General features: G+C 39.3%; 15 protein-coding genes and 2 pseudogenes. 13 read left to right on the forward strand and 4 right to left on the reverse strand.

The features are described 5' to 3' along the window. Positions 1-65 precede the first annotated feature (65 nt). Both ArsFIN_RS28065 and ArsFIN_RS28070 read left to right on the forward strand, forming a co-directional pair. Positions 66-656: an IS91 family transposase gene (locus tag ArsFIN_RS28065; RefSeq protein ID WP_276489397.1), complete on the forward strand. Its 591-nt coding sequence runs from the start codon at positions 66-68 to the stop codon at positions 654-656. Next, positions 634-1,266, forward strand: a complete 633-nt coding sequence (locus ArsFIN_RS28070) for an IS91 family transposase (RefSeq protein WP_276489398.1) — start codon at positions 634-636, stop codon at positions 1,264-1,266. Before ArsFIN_RS28065 ends, ArsFIN_RS28070 begins: the two co-directional genes overlap by 23 nt. Before the next feature lie 157 nt (positions 1,267-1,423). Here ArsFIN_RS28070 and ArsFIN_RS00285 read toward each other — a convergent pair. Further along, a pseudogene (locus ArsFIN_RS00285) lies at positions 1,424-2,071 on the reverse strand (phosphoenolpyruvate carboxylase); the annotation flags it as partial. 395 nt (positions 2,072-2,466) lie between these two features. Then, positions 2,467-4,908, reverse strand: coding sequence for a bifunctional aspartate kinase/homoserine dehydrogenase II (locus ArsFIN_RS00290; RefSeq protein WP_026823324.1), 2,442 nt, complete (start codon positions 4,906-4,908; stop codon positions 2,467-2,469). A gap of 420 nt (positions 4,909-5,328) precedes the next feature. On the opposite strand from ArsFIN_RS00290, the gene metJ reads away from it, so the two are divergent. Next, the gene (gene metJ / locus ArsFIN_RS00295; protein WP_026823325.1) at positions 5,329-5,646 is read left to right on the forward strand and encodes a met regulon transcriptional regulator MetJ; all 318 of its coding nucleotides are present in this window, start codon (positions 5,329-5,331) and stop codon (positions 5,644-5,646) included. Between the two features lie 164 nt (positions 5,647-5,810). On the opposite strand, the gene rpmE is transcribed toward metJ, so the two are convergent. Continuing rightward, the gene (gene rpmE / locus ArsFIN_RS00300; protein ID WP_026823326.1) at positions 5,811-6,026 is read right to left on the reverse strand and encodes a 50S ribosomal protein L31; all 216 of its coding nucleotides are present in this window, start codon (positions 6,024-6,026) and stop codon (positions 5,811-5,813) included. 224 nt (positions 6,027-6,250) lie between these two features. Here rpmE and priA point away from each other — a divergent pair, with 224 nt between their 5' ends. The 7 genes from priA (at position 6,251) to rraA (ending at position 14,109) form a co-directional block, all read left to right on the forward strand. Continuing rightward, the gene (priA, locus tag ArsFIN_RS00305) at positions 6,251-8,440 is read left to right on the forward strand and encodes a primosomal protein N' (RefSeq protein WP_026823327.1); all 2,190 of its coding nucleotides are present in this window, start codon (positions 6,251-6,253) and stop codon (positions 8,438-8,440) included. Positions 8,441-8,629: 189 nt separating this feature from the next. After that, positions 8,630-9,658, forward strand: a complete 1,029-nt coding sequence (cytR, locus tag ArsFIN_RS00310; RefSeq protein WP_026823328.1) for a DNA-binding transcriptional regulator CytR — start codon at positions 8,630-8,632, stop codon at positions 9,656-9,658. Positions 9,659-9,728: 70 nt separating this feature from the next. Beyond that, positions 9,729-10,475 carry an SPOR domain-containing protein gene (locus ArsFIN_RS00315; protein ID WP_026823329.1) on the forward strand — a complete coding sequence of 249 codons (747 nt, stop codon included), beginning with the start codon at positions 9,729-9,731 and terminating at the stop codon, positions 10,473-10,475. A gap of 119 nt (positions 10,476-10,594) precedes the next feature. Further along, the gene (hslV, locus tag ArsFIN_RS00320; RefSeq protein ID WP_026823330.1) at positions 10,595-11,125 is read left to right on the forward strand and encodes an ATP-dependent protease subunit HslV; all 531 of its coding nucleotides are present in this window, start codon (positions 10,595-10,597) and stop codon (positions 11,123-11,125) included. A 10-nt stretch (positions 11,126-11,135) separates the two neighbouring features. Next, the gene (hslU, locus tag ArsFIN_RS00325) at positions 11,136-12,467 is read left to right on the forward strand and encodes an HslU--HslV peptidase ATPase subunit (RefSeq protein WP_026823331.1); all 1,332 of its coding nucleotides are present in this window, start codon (positions 11,136-11,138) and stop codon (positions 12,465-12,467) included. A 90-nt stretch (positions 12,468-12,557) separates the two neighbouring features. Beyond that, entirely contained in the window at positions 12,558-13,481 is a 924-nt protein-coding gene (locus tag ArsFIN_RS00330) for a 1,4-dihydroxy-2-naphthoate polyprenyltransferase (protein ID WP_034249875.1), read from the forward strand. Positions 13,482-13,590: 109 nt separating this feature from the next. Continuing rightward, entirely contained in the window at positions 13,591-14,109 is a 519-nt protein-coding gene (rraA, locus tag ArsFIN_RS00335; RefSeq protein WP_026823333.1) for a ribonuclease E activity regulator RraA, read from the forward strand. A 123-nt stretch (positions 14,110-14,232) separates the two neighbouring features. Here rraA and zapB read toward each other — a convergent pair whose 3' ends face one another. Further along, complete coding sequence (zapB, locus tag ArsFIN_RS00340) at positions 14,233-14,475, reverse strand: cell division protein ZapB (protein ID WP_026823334.1); 243 nt, start codon at positions 14,473-14,475, stop codon at positions 14,233-14,235. Between the two features lie 325 nt (positions 14,476-14,800). On the opposite strand from zapB, the gene ArsFIN_RS00345 reads away from it, so the two are divergent. The 3 genes and pseudogenes from ArsFIN_RS00345 (at position 14,801) to ArsFIN_RS00355 (ending at position 20,509) form a co-directional block, all read left to right on the forward strand. After that, complete coding sequence (locus ArsFIN_RS00345; RefSeq protein ID WP_026823335.1) at positions 14,801-15,613, forward strand: MIP/aquaporin family protein; 813 nt, start codon at positions 14,801-14,803, stop codon at positions 15,611-15,613. 55 nt (positions 15,614-15,668) lie between these two features. Continuing rightward, a pseudogene (gene glpK, locus ArsFIN_RS00350) lies at positions 15,669-17,187 on the forward strand (glycerol kinase GlpK). Between the two features lie 499 nt (positions 17,188-17,686). Further along, the gene (locus ArsFIN_RS00355; RefSeq protein WP_026823336.1) at positions 17,687-20,509 is read left to right on the forward strand and encodes a M66 family metalloprotease; all 2,823 of its coding nucleotides are present in this window, start codon (positions 17,687-17,689) and stop codon (positions 20,507-20,509) included. The last annotated feature ends 141 nt before the right edge of the window (positions 20,510-20,650 follow it).

Genomic DNA, 20,650 nt, shown 5'->3' on the forward strand with positions numbered 1-20,650 from the left:
TGAGCATCGCGGCAAAGGCGCTCTATTTCTAGGCAATTCCCTTCTCGTCTTTTATACTCTGCTCTATGTACATCCCCAGACCTGCAAAACTGCTATTTCAATACGATGACGGATGGAACCTTTTCATCGAAAATAATCACGTAGATGAATGGCAACTACTCTCTGTCGAAAAGATGCTCGCCTGCAGCACCTGCGCTATGGGCGTTCGCCGTTATTGCTGTTCTTCACCTGAATGCTCTCATTCACGCTTCTTTTGTCAAACCTGTAAATCCAAAGCCTGCAGTGCGTGTGGCCTCAAAGGCACCGAACAGTGGATTGCCCAGCAGCGCCATATTTTGCCGGATTGCGAATGGCAACATATTACCCTCACTATGCCTCACCTACTTTGGCCTTTTTTTAACAATAACTGGTACTTGCTCAACCAACTCTTTCGCTGTGCAACCCGCGCCATGCTCAAACACGCCAAGCGCCAAGGCCTCGAAATTGGCATTTTTTGTGCGCTGCATACTTACGGTCGCCAACTCAATCAACATCCGCATATTCATTTATCCGTCACGCGTGGGGGACTCACTCAATATGACACCTGGAAACCGATTTTCTTTAAAAAGAAAGACGTTGAAAAGGTCTGGCGCAGTGCGGTCATTCGACTCCCTTAGGGATAACTATTTTCAGTTACAACCCAATAAATTGCCTGGCTTCGGGCACATTCGCAATTATCAGACCTGGTGTCGTTACCTCAATGCCCAGTTTCAACGTTATTGGAAAGTACATTTTGCCAAAAAGACACGCGGGGCCTGGCATAATGTGAAATATCTGGGCCGTTATCTTAAACGTCCCCCTATCTCCGCTTCTCAATTGAAACACTACAGCGGCGGCACCGTGGTTCATCATTACTATGACCACCACAGCCAACAATACAGACGACAGACCTTATCCCAAGAAGAAATGATACGGCGTTATGTCAGTCATATCCCTGCGCGACATTTTAAGATGATCCGTTATTACGGTTTTTTAGCCAATCGCAAACGCGGGTGCTTATTACCGAAGGTGTATGAGGCGTTAGACATGATATCTCCTAATGTGCCTGAAAAACCTGGGTTTGGAGCCCTTATCAAAGGTTTTTTAAATACTGACCCGTACCAATGTATTTTATGTGGAAACCGATTGCGGTTTATGAGTGCGGAAAAAGGAATACACGCCGTCACTTTACTGTCAGAAAGGCGGGATAAAATGGTCAAAAAACGATGGTTACAAACCGCAACCTAGGAGCAGTGTGCCTATTATTAGGCTTTTAGATGATAATTTAACCGAATTACTGTTCTCATGGTTAATCAACGAGAAAACTGTCAGAATTTAATAGAAATATTGAGTTCAAAACACCTCCATTAATGCCTTACTGTATTGATTGAGATTCCTAACCATGAACGCCTTCCCATAATGAGTTTTCAACCACCGTAAATCCCCATTTAGCCTCATCAATCGGCGTTGGGCGATTTTTACGGATTTCATCAGTATGCCAACACTGTGCAATTAATTGACGTAAACGTCGCATAATATTATTACGTTCATAATCCACTAAATCATCATGATCTAACTGTGCTAGACAGCTATTCACTTCAATCAATTTGTGAATTAAAGTGCGGCGCGCAATTTCTGTTGGATGGGCGGTTAATACTAATTCAATCGATAATTCATCGATCGCTTTTGTTATCACCTTATTAGTAAATCGTTTTTCTTTTAAGCGCGCAAAAAGATTGGCTAATACCTCAGGATTACTGGATGCTTCACCATGAGGAGAGATACTATAGTATTGCTCTGCGACATTGGCTAGATTAAGAAATTGATTAAATGCCCTGGTGACAGGCAGCAGTTCATCATTAGAGAGATTCTGTAATGTTTTCAATAAAGCTTGACGCTGTGCTTTATTTCCTGCTCGGGAAGATTTTGATAATTTACGGATAGATTCTACTTTATCTAAAATATCCTCACCCAAAGCATTTTTAATTGTATCACCCAATAACTTACCTAACATACTCACATTACTGCGCATCGCTGAATATTGTTGATCCATTAAGACTCCTAACTTTCACTGCCCAAACATTTATTCATGCATTATATAAGTTGAAACAGTTTTATCAGTAGATAATTACCATTTTCACGCTAATAATAGAATCGCGAAATAATAACATTCCCTTATGATATAACGGATATTTGGTTTATCATCAAACCTAAACCTATATCAAAAAGTATGGCATCTTTATAAAATTTTATGATTGACTTATTGCTACAATAAAGCGTATTTCAGTTCAAGCTAGGGAGCAATTCCTGTAGGTGATTAGATGGATGACTGGCCAATATAGTTAACTGTCCAGTGCACCTTCCAAACTAAGCAGAGTAATAACGCCTCTGCTTTTGTTGGTTATCTGTGCATACGGAAGCACGATGGCTACGCCGTGATTATGGTGATTAAAGCAATTGTGATAAACGATTCAGATCAGACTGGATTGCACCTGCCGTCACATCACGTCCAGCGCCTGGCCCTCTAATCACTAATGGATTATCACGATACCAACGACTTTTAAGGGCAAAAACATTATCACCGGGTAATAACGCTGCCAAGGGATGATCAGGCAAAACAGCTTCAACACCCACTTTGGCGCGTTTCTTTGTGGCATCAAAGCGTGCAACATAGCGCAAGACCATACCCATTTCCTGAGCAGCCTGGAGACGTTGTGCCATTTGTTCATTAATAACCATACTATTTGCAAAAAATTCATCCAGATCACCGGTTGCCGCTTCGGTTGTAACTAATGACTCGATCCGCACCTGTTCAGGTTCAATTTCATAGCCCGCTTCACGTGCCAAAATGATTAATTGACGCATTACATCTTGTCCAGAGAGATCAATTCGTGGATCTGGCTCAGTTAAACCTTGTTGCCAAGCTTGTTCAACCAATTGATTAAACGGTACCGTGCCATCAAATTGTAAAAATAACCAAGATAAGGTAGCAGAAAAAATACCACTAATAGAAAGGATTTTATCACCACTCTCTTTTAAATCACGAACAATATAATTTATTGGTAATCCCGCCCCGACTGTCGCATTATACAACCAGTATCGACCTGTTTTTGCAAAAGCATCACGGATCTGACGGTAGTCGTCACTCGCCAGAGCGCCAGCTACCCTATTGGCACTGATTAGATGAAAACCATAACTAGCAAAATTAAGATAGCTTTTTGCTAATCGGTCACTGGTTGTTATATCCAGTACAACCAGATCATCAAACGGATGATCTCGCATCCAGAGTAAAAGCGCGTCATCTTGATGTATTGTGGCATCACGATCAAAAAAAGCTAATACACTACTTGGATCGATGCCCTCATAATTTAATAGGCTACGGCAGCTATCAACTACACCGGCGAGAATAAATTCAAAATCACTACGAGCGGAAATCGTTTTTTGCTCGCTAGCAAACAATTCCAGCCAGCGAGAACCAATATTACCTTTACCAAACAAAATCAAGCCAATACGTTTTTCCGCCCGAAATAAGCTCTGGTGTAATCCCTGCACTAAATGTGATGTTTGAGTTGTACGCAAAACAGCTACTAGACTTATTTCTTCTTCAGAGTGCCAAAGAAATTCAACGGGTTGATCCTTTAATTGTTGATAGAAACGATGACTATGCAGCGGATTTTTCCCCACACCCGCCCCGACAAGGGCAACCAAAGAAAATTGATCACGTAACGATAAATCTTCTACTACCGCCATCTCCTTCAATACTGACAAAGCACTAGTGGCGACTTCTGAGGTATAACATAACTGGATCAGTTTTCGATCTGGATGTAAGCCAATCGCTAATGGTCGCAACTGTCTCCGTTTTAGCAATAAATCGATCTCTTTATAGGTTTGACTAAAATTTTGCTGATTTGCCAGATTTAATTCAACCAGACAAACATCATCATGGCTGGTAACAATTTTAACACCTGTACCTGATGCCAAAACACGCTCTATTTTTGTCGAACCCTGTTCAGGCTGATAGCTACATCTAAGTTGTAAATCAATATTAGTGACAGAAATTGGCTGTAACGTGCGAGTATGAAGCACCGGTGCCGCTAAACGCGCTAATTCGCTGGCTTCATCAAGGCGTAATAATGGCAGCAAACAAGCATCTTTGACTTTGCGCGGATCAGCACTATATACCCCGGCAACATCACTCCAAATAGTTACTTTATTAACCTGCGCCAACGCCCCTATCTGGGTTGCTGAATAATCACTACCATTACGGCCTAATAATACCGTTTTACCTTGTTTATTCTGAGCAATAAAGCCAGTCACCACCAACCGTTTATTGGAATGTTGTTGCAAAAGCTGTTGTAATAATGGGCGTGATAGGGTTTCATCTACCTGGGGTTGAGCAGCAAATTCTGCACGCAAAAAAAGTCGTGCATCTAACCACTGACTTGGCAAACCAAATTCTTCCAATACTGCGGACATTAAACGCGCAGACCAAATTTCTCCATGACCAACAATTTCTGCATAAATATCATCATGAATTGGTTTATCGACTAAGGTGCTTAAGCGATCAAGTTCAGCTAAAAAAGCTAACTTTAATATCTGGCCTTTTGTGCCTGGTAATAGCCCAATAATAAGATCCTGTTGATAACGGCGTATCGACTGCTGTATCTGATTGGCTAAAGCACGATCAGTTTGGCTTAATTTCAACCAATCAATTAACTGATTAGTTGTTGTTCCGGCCGCAGATACCACCATTAAATCGCCGGGCTGGCTATAATTTGCCATAATATTAGCGACTCGCTGATAACATTTCACATCAGCTAAACTACTACCACCAAATTTATGTAATTGACGATGGTGATATTTTACTGCTCTCGCTGTCACTGCATTCATGATAAAAAGTTACCTCTTCGCTACTTGCTGAAACGCGTTACCTAAATCTTCAATAGCTACTGAAAAACTTAATAAATTTTTATTGGTAGTTGCTAGCTTACATCAAATAATGCGCTGCTAATATAGCACTTAACCAATGACATATGGTTAATATTGTTGGTTTAGCTAACATAATATCGGTTCACTGAAAGAATTGAAAAGATAATCAAATATAACTAAATAGACATGAAGATGTTAATACATCTGGAAATCCAAAACACTTTACGTTTAAATCAAGTAGTGGGATAATTATCAATATTAAAAACGGCAATAAACGATAGAATATTAGAAACTTATTAAACAAATTTTTGCCAACTAAGGCTATATTTATACAGCAACTAAATAAATTCTTCTATTGATTGACTTAACTTAAGGTATCCCATGGCTGAGTGGAATGGTGATTATGTTAGCCCTTATGCTGAACATGGTAAAAAAAGTGAGCAAGTAAAAAAGATCACAGTCTCTATCCCATTAAAAGTACTTAAAATCTTGACAGACGAACGCACTCGTAGACAAATTAATAATTTACGCCATGCGACAAATAGTGAATTGCTATGTGAAGCATTTTTACACGCGTTCACTGGGCAACCGTTACCCGATGACGATGATTTACGCAAAGAGCGTGATGATGAAATTCCAGAAGCTGCAAAAGTGGTTATGCGCCAAAGAGGTATTGATCCAGACACATGGGAATATTAATTATTTGCCTTATTTTTAAAGATCAAATAATTAAAGCTTTATGTAAAAATTGTCTTGGTTTAATTGAATAATTTTGGTTTTATATAACAGTAACACTCCGATATTTAGCGAAGTGTTACTCCTATATTATCAACATGATTTTGGCTTGTATCATTGAGCCATTATTATTTTTTCATGCCTGGAATATTGAATCGCTGCTTGAAGCGATCAACACGGCCGCCGGCAGCCACATCTCGCTGTTTACCTGTATAGAATGGATGACATTTACCACAAACATCCAAATTCAGATTATGATTAACAGTTGATTTAATTTTCATTACATTACCGCAAGAACAAGTCGCAGTAACTTCTTCATATTTAGGATGAATATCTTTTTTCATAGAAAACCTCTAGTTAGGCCGCATCGCTATCTAACCCTAACGCTAGACACCATACGTCAAATCGATTAAGAATAGTGCTTAGTAATCATCAAAATTACTAATAAAGGTGGCGGATCATACAGAAAATCCGCTTATAGCGCAATGAAATCTATTCAAATAATGTGATACTCTATCTTTTATGTCTTATAAATAATATCTATGACAATGATTAGGAACACTTAATAATGGCTATTGTTCAAGTGGCGCTTCCTGTTCCGCTGATGCGCACTTTTGATTATCAATCCAATCTCCCTTTACCCATCAAAGGTAGTCGGGTATTGGTACCTTTTGGTAAGCGTACTATCTTAGGTATTGTATTATCGCATAGTCAAAATAGTAAACTCAGTTGTGAACAATTAAAAACCATTGAACAAGTTTTAGATCAAGAATCACTCTTTTCGGACAGTTTATGGTCATTACTCCTTTGGGCCTCTCAGTATTATCATCACCCAATTGGTGAAGTATTATTTCATGCACTACCGGTTTTACTACGGCAAGGTAAAGCAGCAACATTTTCTCCACTATGGCAATGGCAAATCACGCAGCAAGGTAAAATTTTTGCCCTAAACCAACTTAAACGAGCACCAAAACAACAACAGGCACTCGCATTACTACAGCAGCAGCCCCTATATCGGCACCAAATAGTAGAATATGAATTGAGTGAGAATGCGCTACAAGCACTAAAAAAAAGAAACTTAATTCAACTATTAGCCATCCAACCAAAAATGGAAAGTTGGCATGCTGATTTTCACATTTGTGGTGAAAAACCAAAACTCAATCTAGAACAATCAACAGCGGTAGGGGCAATAAGTTCTCAACCAACATTTGCGCCTTGGTTATTAGTGGGGATCACGGGTTCTGGTAAAACAGAAGTCTATCTCAGTGTCATTGAAAATATTTTAGCCCAAGGTAAACAGGCATTAGTCCTGGTTCCCGAAATTAGTCTTACTCCCCAGACTATTCAACGATTTAGTGAGCGATTTAATGCTCCCGTAGATGTGCTACATTCCGCATTAAATGATAGTGAGCGATTGGCAGTCTGGTTGCGTGCACAAAAAGGACATAGTGCGATTGTGATTGGTACGCGCTCCGCATTATTCACTGCTTTTGCCAATCTGGGCTTGATCATTATTGATGAAGAGCACGATAACTCTTACAAGCAACAAGACGGATGGCGTTATCATGCCCGTGATCTGGCTGTTTTGCGTGCCAAAAAAGAGAACATTCCAATTATTATGGGGACAGCAACACCTTCGTTAGAAAGTCTCTATAATATTGAGCAAGGAAAATATCACCGCCTAGATCTAACCCAACGCGCAGGAAACGCTAAACCGGCAAGTCAACATTTACTCGATTTAAAAGGCCAGCCATTAAAATATGGTATGTCAAAACCACTAATTCAGCGTATGGAAGATCATCTGGCAGCAAATAATCAGGTGATGCTATTTTTAAATCGTCGCGGCTACTCCCCAACCTTAATTTGCCATGATTGTGGCTGGATTGCTGAGTGTTCACGTTGTGATCATTATTACACACTACACCATCATCAATGTCAGCTACGTTGCCATCACTGTGATAGTCAACTACCAATCCCAATACAATGCTCACACTGTGGCTCAACGCATCTGCTGCCTGTCGGTTTAGGAACTGAACAGTTAGAAGAGGCAATTTATCAGCTTTTTCCTGATATACCGGTTACCCGCATTGATCGAGATACCACTCGGCGTAAAGGATCATTAGAAAAACAGCTAGCCACTGTCTATACAGGTGGTGCTCGGATTTTGATAGGCACCCAAATGCTGGCTAAGGGACACCATTTCCCTGATGTTACTCTGGTTGCCCTATTAAATGTCGATGGTGCACTTTTTTCCAGTGATTATCGGGCAGCGGAAAGATTTGCTCAACTTTATATCCAAGTATCTGGACGGGCTGGCCGAGCCGGTAAGCATGGCGAAGTGATCCTACAAACCTACCATCCTGAACATCCATTATTATCGACATTATTAGAAAAGGGATATAACGCGTTCGCGGCAGAAACACTAGTGGAACGACGTGATGTTTTTTTGCCACCGCATAGTAGTCATATCATGATCCGTTCAGAAGATCACCATAATCAGTCTGCACCTAATTTTTTAAACAAGCTCCGCCAATATATAGAACAACATAACATGCGCGACTCACAACTTTGGTTAATGGGTCCTATACCTGCGATCCATGCCAAGCGGGCAGGCCGTTTCCGTTGGCAATTACTACTCCAACATCCTTCGCGCGCCTATTTACAACAATTCCTTTCGCATATATTACCTGAAATTATGGCCTACCCTGAAAGTCGAAAAGTAAAATGGAATATTGATGTTGATCCGACCGAAAATTAGTCGTTGTAATTACTCATCTACACCTATTGAATTAAATAAAATTAGCTTTATGCGAAGCTATTCTATAAATAAATCTAATTAAACGATTCAGACAAATTTATTTAAAAATTTGGCGGTTAACATGCTTAAAATAAGTAAACGCAAAAATTAGATCGACGTGATTAACGATTAAGGATGCGAGGTGGGGCTATGGAACAAAAGATAATTTACTACAACGCAACGATGAAGGATGTTGCTAACGCAGCTGGCGTGTCTACTGCAACAGTTTCACGAGCCCTCACTAAGCCCGATCAAGTTTCTGTCAAGACGCGCCAGAAAGTTGAACAAGCTGCATCGAAAACAGGTTATGATGCCTATTACCTGACAAAAAATATAAAATCAAGCAAACCTAAAACCATTTTTGTCGCTATACCCGATATTACCAATCCTATTTGTCCTGATATTATTAGTGGCATTGAGCAAGTGGCTGCTGAACAAGGATATATGGTACTCATTGGTGATTGTAAACATTATCAAAAACAACAATACACACTTATTGATATATTTATTAGCCAACGAATTGATGGCATCGTGTTACTCAATTCTGATATTCCGTTTTCTCTCACTAATAGAAAACCGAAAGATTTTCCCCCAATAGTTGTTGCAAATGAATTTGTACCTGAATTCAAACTTGCTACTATAAATATTGATAATCTAACTTACTCTTTTAACGCAATTAACTATTTACAAAAACTGGGTCATAAATATATTGCTTGCATAACAGGCCCAGAAACCTTTCTGTCTTGCCAATATCGTTTGCAGGGTTACATGCAAGCGATACAGCGAGCAGGTAATAAGGTACAACAGGAATATATTATTAACAGTGATTTTAGTTACCAAGGTGGAGCCGAAGGCATAAAAAAACTTTTTACATTACCTAAGCCACCTAGCGCAATTTTTTGCCATAATGATATTATGGCTATCGGTGCAATATGGCAGGCCAAACGTATGGGGCTAACATTACCAAGAGATTTATCTATTATTGGATTTGGCAATCTAAACTTTGCACAATATAGCGAACCCGCTCTCACCACAATCGAGCAACCTCGCTTTGAAATTGGTCGCCAAGCAATGTTACTACTTTTAGCGAAAATTCAAGGCCATGAAATAGATAAAAATGCAAAATTGCTAGACTGCCATTTAATTATCCGTGATAGTGTTTGTCCACCGAAAGACTAGTCAAAAGTGATTAGGTTAAGTAACCTATAACGAATTAATGTAACTTTTTTATTAATTAGCGAATTGAAAAGTGGCACAAAAAGATTACGTAAGACGAGGACGCACAACGTCCCGTAAAAATAAACATTCAGGCAAGAAAAAATCAAATCAAGGATTGCCGAAAACAACCCTTGCTGTAGCGATTGCCATCGTCGTTATCTTTATTGGCGGCTTATATTTCATTACGCAAAATAAACGCGTTCCTGTGCTTAACAGAACAATCTCACCTAACACCAATCAGCCAGTCAGCAGTCTACCACCTAAGCCAGAAGAACGTTGGCGTTACATAAAAGAGCTGGAAAAGCGGGGCACTGATCTACCAAACTTTAACCAATCAAACAAATCAAATATCAATAACACAACTGAGTTAACCAATGAGCAACGTCAACTTCTGCAGCAAATTGATGCGGATAGACGCAATCCTGTCACTAATCTATCCGAAGTGCCTAATAATGATAATGTTCCCTGCTCACGAGTCATCATTAATGGCCCGCCTATAGAATCACCTGCGAGCTTAAAACCCATACCGCAGCCCCAACAACCAACGGATAGCCAACAAAAAATAGTGGTACAATGTGGTTCATTTAAAAACCTGGAGCAAGCAGAATCGATTAAAGCCAATCTGGCATTCTCAGGTTTAGAAAGTAGAATTAGTTCGACTGATGGCTGGCACCGTGTCGTACTTGGGCCTTACAACAAAGAAACAGCAGAAAAAATACGTGACCGAGCTAAATCTGTCGGCGTATCCGGTTGTATACTTCGTACAAGTAAGGGTTGAAAAATGATTATTATCCCCCATTTACATTCCTAATAGCGTAAATACAGACTTTTTATGTAATAAAAAAATTAAAAAGTATGTTTACATACTCCCCTAATAAAATAACCAAGGGCTGACTCATGACTACAATCGTAAGTGTTCGCCGTAATGGCCAAGTTGTAATTGGTGGTGATGGACAGGCGACGATGGGTAATACCGTCATGAAAGGCAACGTCCGTAAAGTGCGCCGCCTTTATAATGATAAAGTTATCGCCGGCTTTGCGGGCGGTACTGCTGATGCATTTACACTGTTTGAACTTTTTGAACGAAAATTAGAACTTCACCAAGGACATCTAACCAAAGCCGCTGTTGAACTGGCTAAAGATTGGCGTACTGATCGTATGCTGAGAAAACTTGAAGCACTTTTAGCTGTTGCAGATGAAAACAGCTCATTGATCATTACAGGTAATGGAGATGTTATTCAACCAGAAAATGACTTGATCGCCATTGGTTCTGGTGGTGCCTATGCACAAGCTGCTGCGCGTGCGCTGTTAGAAAATACAGAAATGAGCGCACGTGATATTACAGAAAAAGCGTTAAATATAGCGAGTGATATCTGTATTTATACCAACCATAATTTTAACTTTGAAGAACTCTCTTCAAAATCTTAAGGATTTAAACATGTCTGAAATGACGCCTCGTGAAATTGTCAATGAATTGGACAATCATATTATTGGTCAAGACAAAGCAAAACGTTCTGTCGCTATTGCGCTACGTAATCGTTGGCGTCGTATGCAACTAGATGAAGCATTGCGCCAAGAAGTAACGCCGAAAAATATTTTGATGATTGGTCCAACCGGGGTAGGGAAAACAGAAATTGCTCGCCGTTTAGCAAAACTGGCTAACGCTCCCTTTATTAAAGTCGAAGCAACAAAATTTACTGAAGTTGGTTATGTAGGTAAAGAGGTTGATTCTATTATTCGTGATTTGACTGACGCTGCTGTAAAAATGGTACGCCTGCAATCTATCGAAAAAAATCGTTACCGTGCAGAAGAACTGGCCGAAGAACGTATTCTTGATGTTTTATTGCCACCAGCTAAAAATAATTGGGGACAACCCGATCCCCATGTAGAACCCTCTACCGCACGTCAATCTTTCCGCAAAAAACTAAGAGAAGGGGAGCTAGACGATAAAGAAATTGAAATTGAAGTTGCTACTACACCAGTAGGTGTTGAAATTATGGCCCCTCCTGGCATGGAAGAAATGACCAGTCAGTTGCAATCTATGTTTCAAAATCTGGCAGGGCAAAAACATAAACCCCGTAAGATGAAAATCAAAGAAGCCTTCAAAACTTTAATAGAAGAAGAAGCTGCAAAATTGGTTAATCCAGAAGAACTAAAACAGCAAGCAATTGACGCGGTTGAACAACACGGCATTGTTTTTATCGACGAAATTGACAAAATTTGCAAACGTGGAGAAACTTCTGGCCCAGATGTCTCTCGAGAAGGGGTACAACGCGATTTGTTACCTTTAGTTGAAGGCTGCACTGTTTCTACTAAGCATGGTATGGTAAAGACTGACCACATTTTATTTATCGCTTCTGGCGCATTTCAGGTTGCAAGTCCATCTGATTTGATCCCGGAGCTACAAGGCCGATTACCTATCAGAGTTGAACTACAAGCGTTGACGGCAGAAGACTTTAACCGTATTTTAACGGAACCGAATGCGTCTTTAACTATACAATATAAAGCATTGATGGCAACCGAGGGTTTAAACATTGAATTTACACCCGAAGGTATCGGTAAAATTGCTCAAGCAGCATGGCAAGTCAATGAAAAAACAGAAAATATTGGTGCTCGTCGATTACATACCGTTCTTGAGCGATTGATGGAAGATATCTCTTTCGATGCCAGTGAGCGCAATGGTCAAAACATTAAAATTGACGCTGATTACGTCGCTAAGCATCTGGATGAGCTAGTTGCTGATGAAGATCTGAGTCGATTTATTTTATAATCGGGTATCGTTAACTTTGCTGATGATAATCTTGGATGGGGGGCTAAGCCTCCCATTATTTTTATAACATCAAACTTGTGGATTAATTACATGAATTTAATCACATCAAGAAACCCTATACAAATGCAGGCGTGGCTGGAAAGCTTACGTCCGAAAACGCTTCCCTTGGGTATTGCACCGATTATAACGGGTTCTGCATTAGCTTATTGGTCTGGTGCTTTTACACTCTCAATTGCATTATTAGCTTTACTCACTGCTGCTGCACTACAAATTCTATCCAATTTGGCGAATGATTATGGTGATGCTGTTAAAGGCAGTGATACCGAGCAAAGATTAGGGCCATTACGAGGTATACAAAAAGGCATTATTAGCCTAGCAGAAATGAAAGTTGCCCTAAAAATCACTATCTTTATTTGTTGTCTCTTTGGCTTAACCCTGATCATAGTCGCTGGTAGAACGCCAAAGGATATTATTGGCTTTCTGATACTTGGCGTTATCGCTATAACAGCCGCCATCACCTATACAGTGGGTAAAAAACCCTATGGATATCTGGGACTGGGCGACATTTCAGTACTGATCTTTTTTGGTTGGTTGAGTGTGATTGGAACTTATTATCTACATACTAACTATTTTAATTTGATGACATTATTACCAGCAACCGCTTGTGGATTACTGTCAGTAGCAGTACTCAATGTTAACAATATGCGAGATATAGACAATGATATTAAAGCTGGTAAAAATACTTTAGCTGTTAGATTAGGCGCCAAAGGTGCCCGACAGTATCATGCGGCACTTATCTTAATTGCAATTTTCTGTCTAATACTCTTTAGCTTGCTATATCTTCATCACTGGACGGGTTGGTTATTCTTGCTCGCTATACCGATGTTATTAAATCATATAAAGAAAATTATTCATGATACCACCGCTGAGGGTATGAAACCTTTATTAGAAAATATGGTAAAAGCGGCGTTACTAACTAATATTCTATTTTCTATTGGACTTATTTTAAATTAATTATTGTCATTTTGATTTTTCTCAGTGTTTTTATGAGCTATGTTTTTGCAAAAAACAACTAGATAGAGATATACTGAACTTCCAGTGTACTTAAATAGACCGAAATCCTATGAAATATGATACTTCCGAGCTGTGTGATATCTACCAAGAAGAAGTCAATGTGGTAGAACCTTTATTCTCTAACTTTGGCGGGCGTACTTCATTTAGTGGTCAAATCGTGACAGTCAAATGTTTTGAAGACAATGGCCTCATCTACGATTTACTCGAAGAACCGGGGGAGGGTCGAATCCTGTTAGTTGATGGGGGAGGCTCTGTACGTAAGGCGTTAATTGATGCTGAATTTGCAAAATTTGCTATGAAAAAACAATGGGAAGGTATAGTCATTTACGGCGCAGTACGTCAGGTTGATGAATTAGCAGAATTAGATATTGGTATTCAAGCCATTGCTGCCATCCCTGTAGGTTGTACCAGTGACGGCACCGGAGAAAGTGATGTTCGCGTCAATTTTGGTGGCGTTACATTCTTTACAGAAGATTATTTGTATGCAGATAATACCGGTATTATCCTCTCCGAGCATCCATTACTTCTAGACGATGAGCCAAATAACGATCAAGATATTGAAGACTAATACCTTTTTTAGTTGAGAGTAAACATCGTTGTATTATTCAATATCTATCGATTAAGTAACAATAAGGGCAACAAATTTTGCCCTTATTGCTATTTTTTTCTAATGCAATAAAATGTTGGACGACTACTGAACATCTTCCATTCGACCTAATAGACCGCGTAAACGCTCTTGCCAGGCATGCTGTTCTTGTTTTAAATTCTCATTTTCATGAGCTAATGTTCCATGTTGTTCTTTAGCACTCGCGACTTCTTGATACAAATTATTATTTTTCTCTTTAAGTTCATTAACTTCCATCTGTAAAAGCTCAATGGTTTCTAGCGCTTGTTGAACTTTAGCTTCTAATTTTTCAAAAACTTCAAATGACATTCTTTCGTCCCCTTTTTTAGCAATGCTACGATTGTAAGTAGCCTTCTTACGCCTGTCTAGTTGAAAGCTCTCGATAAATGCCGATCTAACCTTAATTATTTCTATTTATCCAACCAATTGCAAAAAAATACATCAAGTAGAATGTCAGTTCGATCACTTTATCAGAGCGATTTCGCTCATTTTTTTGACGTGATCCAACAATATTTGATCTCTTTATTTCCGTTTACGTTCATTTAACGATAAATTCATTCAGAGCTTTCTCAGGAAATAATAAAAGAAAACAAATTTTATTGCTTAGTATTCATACTTTTTGCAGGATAAACATATGAGTAAAATTACTTCACCTACGCTTACAGGTCAATGTATCTCTGAATTTTTAGGTACCGCATTACTTGTATTCTTTGGTTTGGGTTGTGTTGCTGCTACGCGTATTGCAGGCGCACAACTAGGTTTATGGGAAATTAGTATTATTTGGGGGTTTGGCGTGGCTCTGGCCGTTTACCTTACAGCAGGTATTTCAGGAGCGCACTTAAATCCGGCTATTACCATTACTTTTTGGTTATTTGCCCATTTTGATAGAAAAAAAGTACTACCTTATATTATTGCACAAATGTTGGGAGGCTTTATCGCGGCCGCTCTCGTTTATGGGTTGTACTTCGAACTATTTCTAGATTATGAAAAAGTACACCAAATAGTACGGGGTTCACAAGAAAGCTTATTCACCGCGGGCATTTTTTCTACTTACCCAGCAGCTCAAATTAGCGTCCTACAAGCATTTGTAGTTGAAGTTGTTATTGCTATTATTTTGGTTTGTATGATATTAAGTTTAACTGATGATAACAATGGCATACCTCGTGGCCCATTAGCACCGCTACTTATTGGTATCCTGATTGCGGTTATTGGTGGTTCATTTGGTCCACTAACCGGCTTTGCATTAAATCCTGCTCGTGATTTTGGTCCCAAATTAGTGGCTTATCTCGCTGGTTGGGGTGATATTGCCTTAACCGGTGGACGCAGCTTCCCTTATTTTGTGATTCCTTTAACAGCACCTTTTGTTGGCGCTATTATCGGCGCTTTTGCTTATCGCAAACTGATTGGCTACCATTTACCTGCTATGACAAATCAAAACAAAAAATAAACGCAAAAATAATCAAAAATATATTATGAAGTAAATTGGACAATTATTATGACAACTGAAACACCAACAAAAAAAATATGTTATTGCACTTGATCAAGGTACTACGAGTTCACGCACCATTATCTTTGATCATGATGCTAATATTATTAATATTTCTCAGCGTGAATTTCCTCAAATTTATCCAAAACCAGGTTGGGTAGAACATGATCCAATAAAAATATGGGCAACGCAAAGTGCTACTTTAGCTGAAGCATTAGCAATTTCTGATATCCGCAGTGATGAAATTGCCGGTATTGGCATAACTAATCAACGAGAAACCACCATTGTTTGGGAGAAAGAAACCGGCAAACCCATTTATAATGCCATTGTTTGGCAATGCCGTCGTACAGCTGATTTCTGTACCGAACTAAAGCGGGATAACCCAGAACTGGAGAAATATATTCGTAAAAATACGGATCTGGTCGTTGATCCCTATTTCTCCGGTACCAAACTTAAATGGATCTTGGAGAATGTTGACGGAGCCTATGAACGAGCAAAAAATGGTGAGTTACTCTTTGGCACTATCGATACTTGGTTAGTATGGAAAATGACGCAGGGGCGTGTCCATATTACTGATTATACTAATGCATCTCGCACTATGTTATTTAACATTCATGAGCTGGAATGGGATCAAAAAATCCTCGATGCTTTTAATATTCCACGCGCGATACTACCAACAGTACGTCCATCATCAGAAGTTTATGGGCAAACCAATATTGGTGGTAAAGGAGGAACTCGTATACCAATAGCTGGAATGGCTGGTGATCAACAAGCTGCACTCTATGGCCAACTTTGTGTCCAACCGGGCATGGCGAAAAACACTTATGGTACGGGCTGCTTCCTATTAATGAATACCGGCAAAAAAGCCAAAATTTCCGATCATGGCTTACTGACTACCATTGCTTGTGGGCCACATGGTGAAGTCAACTATGCACTAGAAGGTGCGGTATTCATGGCTGGTGCCTCAATACAGTGGTTGCGTGATGAATTGAAATTGATTGATAACGCTAACGACTCTGAATATTTTGCTAATAAAGTCAAAAATAATAACGGTGTCTATGTTGTTCCTGCGCTAACTGGTTTAGGTGCACCTTATTGGGATCCTTACGCCCGTGGTGCGATTTTTGGCTTAACTCGCGGTGCCAATCGTAACCATATTATTCGTGCCAACATTAGAATCTATTGCCTACCAAACTCGTGATGTCCTTGAAGCAATGCAGAAAGATGCTGACACGCGCTTGAGTTCATTACGCGTTGATGGTGGTGCTGTCGCCAATAATTTCTTGATGCAGTTCCAGTCTGACATCCTAGGTGCTTACGTTGAGCGTCCGATTATTCGTGAAAGTACTGCATTAGGTGCCGCTTTACTTGCTGGACTGGCCGTCGGTTTTTGGCAAGATTTGGATGAAGTTAAAGAAAAGATGCGGATTGAAAAAACGTTCACCCCTGGCATTGAAACCACTGAACGTAACTATAAATATAACGGTTGGAAAAAAGCCGTTTCTCGTGCTAAGGACTGGGAAGAACACACATAATCCCATTTAAGAACGATAAATAATAAAATAGCAGTAAATGATTACTGCTATTTTATATAAAAATATTATTAATTTATGCAAGTAATTAATAAAAAATAAACTCTATAATTCCTGACTAAGATTAAAAAAAACAATTTATTTTAATTGTCATTTTTATGCCTATAATATAAAAAATAACAAGTTGTCATTATTTTATTTATATAGGGTGTTTATCATGAAAAAATAAATTTATTTGCCTTTCAATTATAATTTAACCTGCAAATATCTCATCGAATATTAATTTTTCGATGTATTAGATTGATTATTAATTAAATAACACAATAAAATAAATTATGAATAACAATCCTTTTATCACTTCAAAAAACCATAATCAATTACATGTAAATATAAAAAACTTATTATTACAAAAAAAAATCAATATATAAATTTGTCGGGTAATATTTCACTTTGCCAAACTTCATTTGAAAAATTTAATAACAATCCCAATCAAAGTAAAAATATGACTTCCAGTACTTTAGAAAGTGAAATATTCACCACTGGATCACTACCTATAAACACCCAAACTAATTTAGTTTTTATCCAGATAAAATATGGCAATCAATATTATCATGCCAAATATGATAAACAAGGCAACTGGCAATTAGATCTGCCAGTTACAAACGAAATTAATCAATCTATTCCGATTGAAATAACCGTTTATAATGAAACAGAAGCACCCTTATGGCATAAAGAATTTACTCCAACCGAACTGGGCGAGCAGCAAGCTGAAATTAAGAGTCGTAAAACAGAGGAATTTTCGTCCTTACCAGTAAAAAAGCCTTTAATCACATCAACTAATTTTACTAACCAGAAATGGCATTTTGACCAACAAAAAATGATTTTTGCTTATCAAATGCTTAATTTTACCGATCAAGTGGCCAGACAAGCTAAGGTATTTTCTATCCGTATGCGAGATAATTCAGGTAAACTGGTATTAGATCTTGCCTATATGCCATTAGAAAATATTACTTCAGGTACCACACTTGCTGCTGCTATGGAGGAGCATATCAATCGTCATTTACCTGAAGACATGGGTGTGCAAGTGACTTACCAACATCGCCAGTTGATCATTAGCGATCCGCAGCAACGAACCATTGAAACGTTAGTATTAGGTAAAACCGCCGCTATCACGCCAATTATATTATCGGAAAAGCTACTACCTTTTGGCCACGCAGATTATCGCCTTTTTTATGATGCCGCACAACGCCATCGAATAACCCATTTTTCTTTTACTATAAATGGAACAGAGGAAAACGACTCTCTCTTCTATACCGATATTAACTTAGAACTCCCGGCTGAATTTGATAATCAACAGTTGGCAGAAATATTAAAAAACAAACTCAACAAACTTATGGCGAGTGATGACATCCAGATCCAATGGGACAGTAACGGTCAATATCTGGCAATAAGTGATCGTCAAGGCCGCCAGATAACCGATTTTGTGTTACAAACTCATCGTAGCTATGATCAATTAATAAAAATGGCAGATATTGTCACACCTAATCGCCATTCTACCCAGGCTAAACTTGGCATTATCCGTGGTCAACTGCCACCATCAATGGTAAATGAAGAGTGGTCATGGCAATTACTGGCAGCGCCTCATTTCGGCACAGCACAAATAGAGAGCACAACAGGACAATGGGAATATCAGCCAACTGGCGATGAGAGTTTTCCGGGATATGATCAATTTCACCTTCAGGCCGTGGGTAAAGAAGGTATTACTAGCCATCCTATTGCTGTCATTCTGCAACACGATCAGGCCCCCATTCCTTTTTTTCCAACCGTAAAAACCTTCACACTCAAAACACCTGATTATCAGGAACCTATCGCTAATCACCAGCCTATCCCTGCTGATTTTAAACTACATGATGTTTTTATTGCTCAAACCCATGTTCTTCGTCCTCAAGATCCTTATTTACAACTGGTCCAAAATCGCTGGGCATTAATTAAACTTAATGCTAGTAGTGCGTCTGGCGCACCGGCACCAAATTTTACTGTTATCGTTCATGGTGCCGATGGTCACGAGTTAGGCCGTGTTCGATTAACCGGTAATAAAAAGCTACCCAGCTCACTTGATTTACCCAGTCAGGATAATCTTGTTGCCTTAAAGGGTCATAATGATCAAGACAGCTATGTTGCACCACTAAAAGAAGAATGGATAAAACCAGGAATTTCGATTACTCTGACAGCTAATGGCCAACCCCTTGCTTTACCTCATTACCAACAAGAAACGTTTGCATTTCAACCTAAAGTTGGGGCAGATGTAAATTTACCGCTGCGTATCATGCGCATAGCCCACCATACTGACAATGACTGGGCTATTAATGACCAGATTGATCAATGGGGAAATGATATCGTCGCCCAACTACCCATCAAGCAATTAACCCTTTATTCCTATCCTAGTGTCCCTTTTGACCAATTTGCCTCTTTTAGGGATGAATTTTATGCCGTTTATACCGGCAATAAAAACGAACCAGGCAGTGATCCCCATGCTGGTAATGGTGGATTTAAAGGCTCGATTGCAGCCAGTTATAATTTGGCTAACCGTTTACGACGAGCTAATGTTGGGGATAATGAAATAAGCTATGTTGCTTTCTTCCCCGATCCCTATGGTGGGTTAGGCGGTGGTCAACAAGGTGGTGGTAGTGCGAGCGCTGGTGTTTTCATTCATGAAATCGGCCATGCTATTGGCCGCTCTCATAGCATAAACGATCCTAACTACCCCTACAAAACAGGTTACCAAGCAAGTTGGGGTTACAATCAAGTCACGCAACAATATTTGCCAAACTTTTCTATCGATAAAAACAATAATCACTATCCTAATACCGATCCCATGCATGGAGGTAACGGTCTACGACCAGCAGAGCAGGTGTTTGCCGTCTTTTCTGATTATAATATTTTAAAAAATTTTCAATTTGTCAAACAGCAATATCAATGGTATCCCAATCAGATCAGTGGTGAAGATAGTGAAGATGGTGGATTTGCTGGGGATGGTTACTACCAGCTATGGGACGACAATCTTCAGCAATGGGTCACTGTGACACAGGATAATCATAAACGCTATAAGGTAAAGGAAGAAGCCGTTGCTTATCAGCATAATCAACCGGTCTATTGGATCACCGGTCATCTGGTACAGCAGGATGGTCAAACACTGAAACCAAATACCGCACCGCACCCACAAAATCAGTTAATGGTTTTTACAACCCTGGGCAACCTGCCTCAGCCCTACCACAATCTTGTCACTGGAGAAAATCGCTTGTATCTTGTTTTTTGTGATAGTTAGCTACTATCGCATGAAACAGAGTGAGCTTGTAAAATCGCTAATGGGACAACCTTGTTTCTGAGTTAAAGCCCTCTGTTTCCCCTTTCATGCCAGCATTTAAATTGAACGGTTACCAAGAGCATTGACTCTGTATGTACAAGC

The sequence above is a fragment of the Arsenophonus nasoniae genome, from assembly GCF_004768525.1.
Taxonomy (GTDB): Bacteria; Pseudomonadota; Gammaproteobacteria; order Enterobacterales; family Enterobacteriaceae; genus Arsenophonus; species Arsenophonus nasoniae.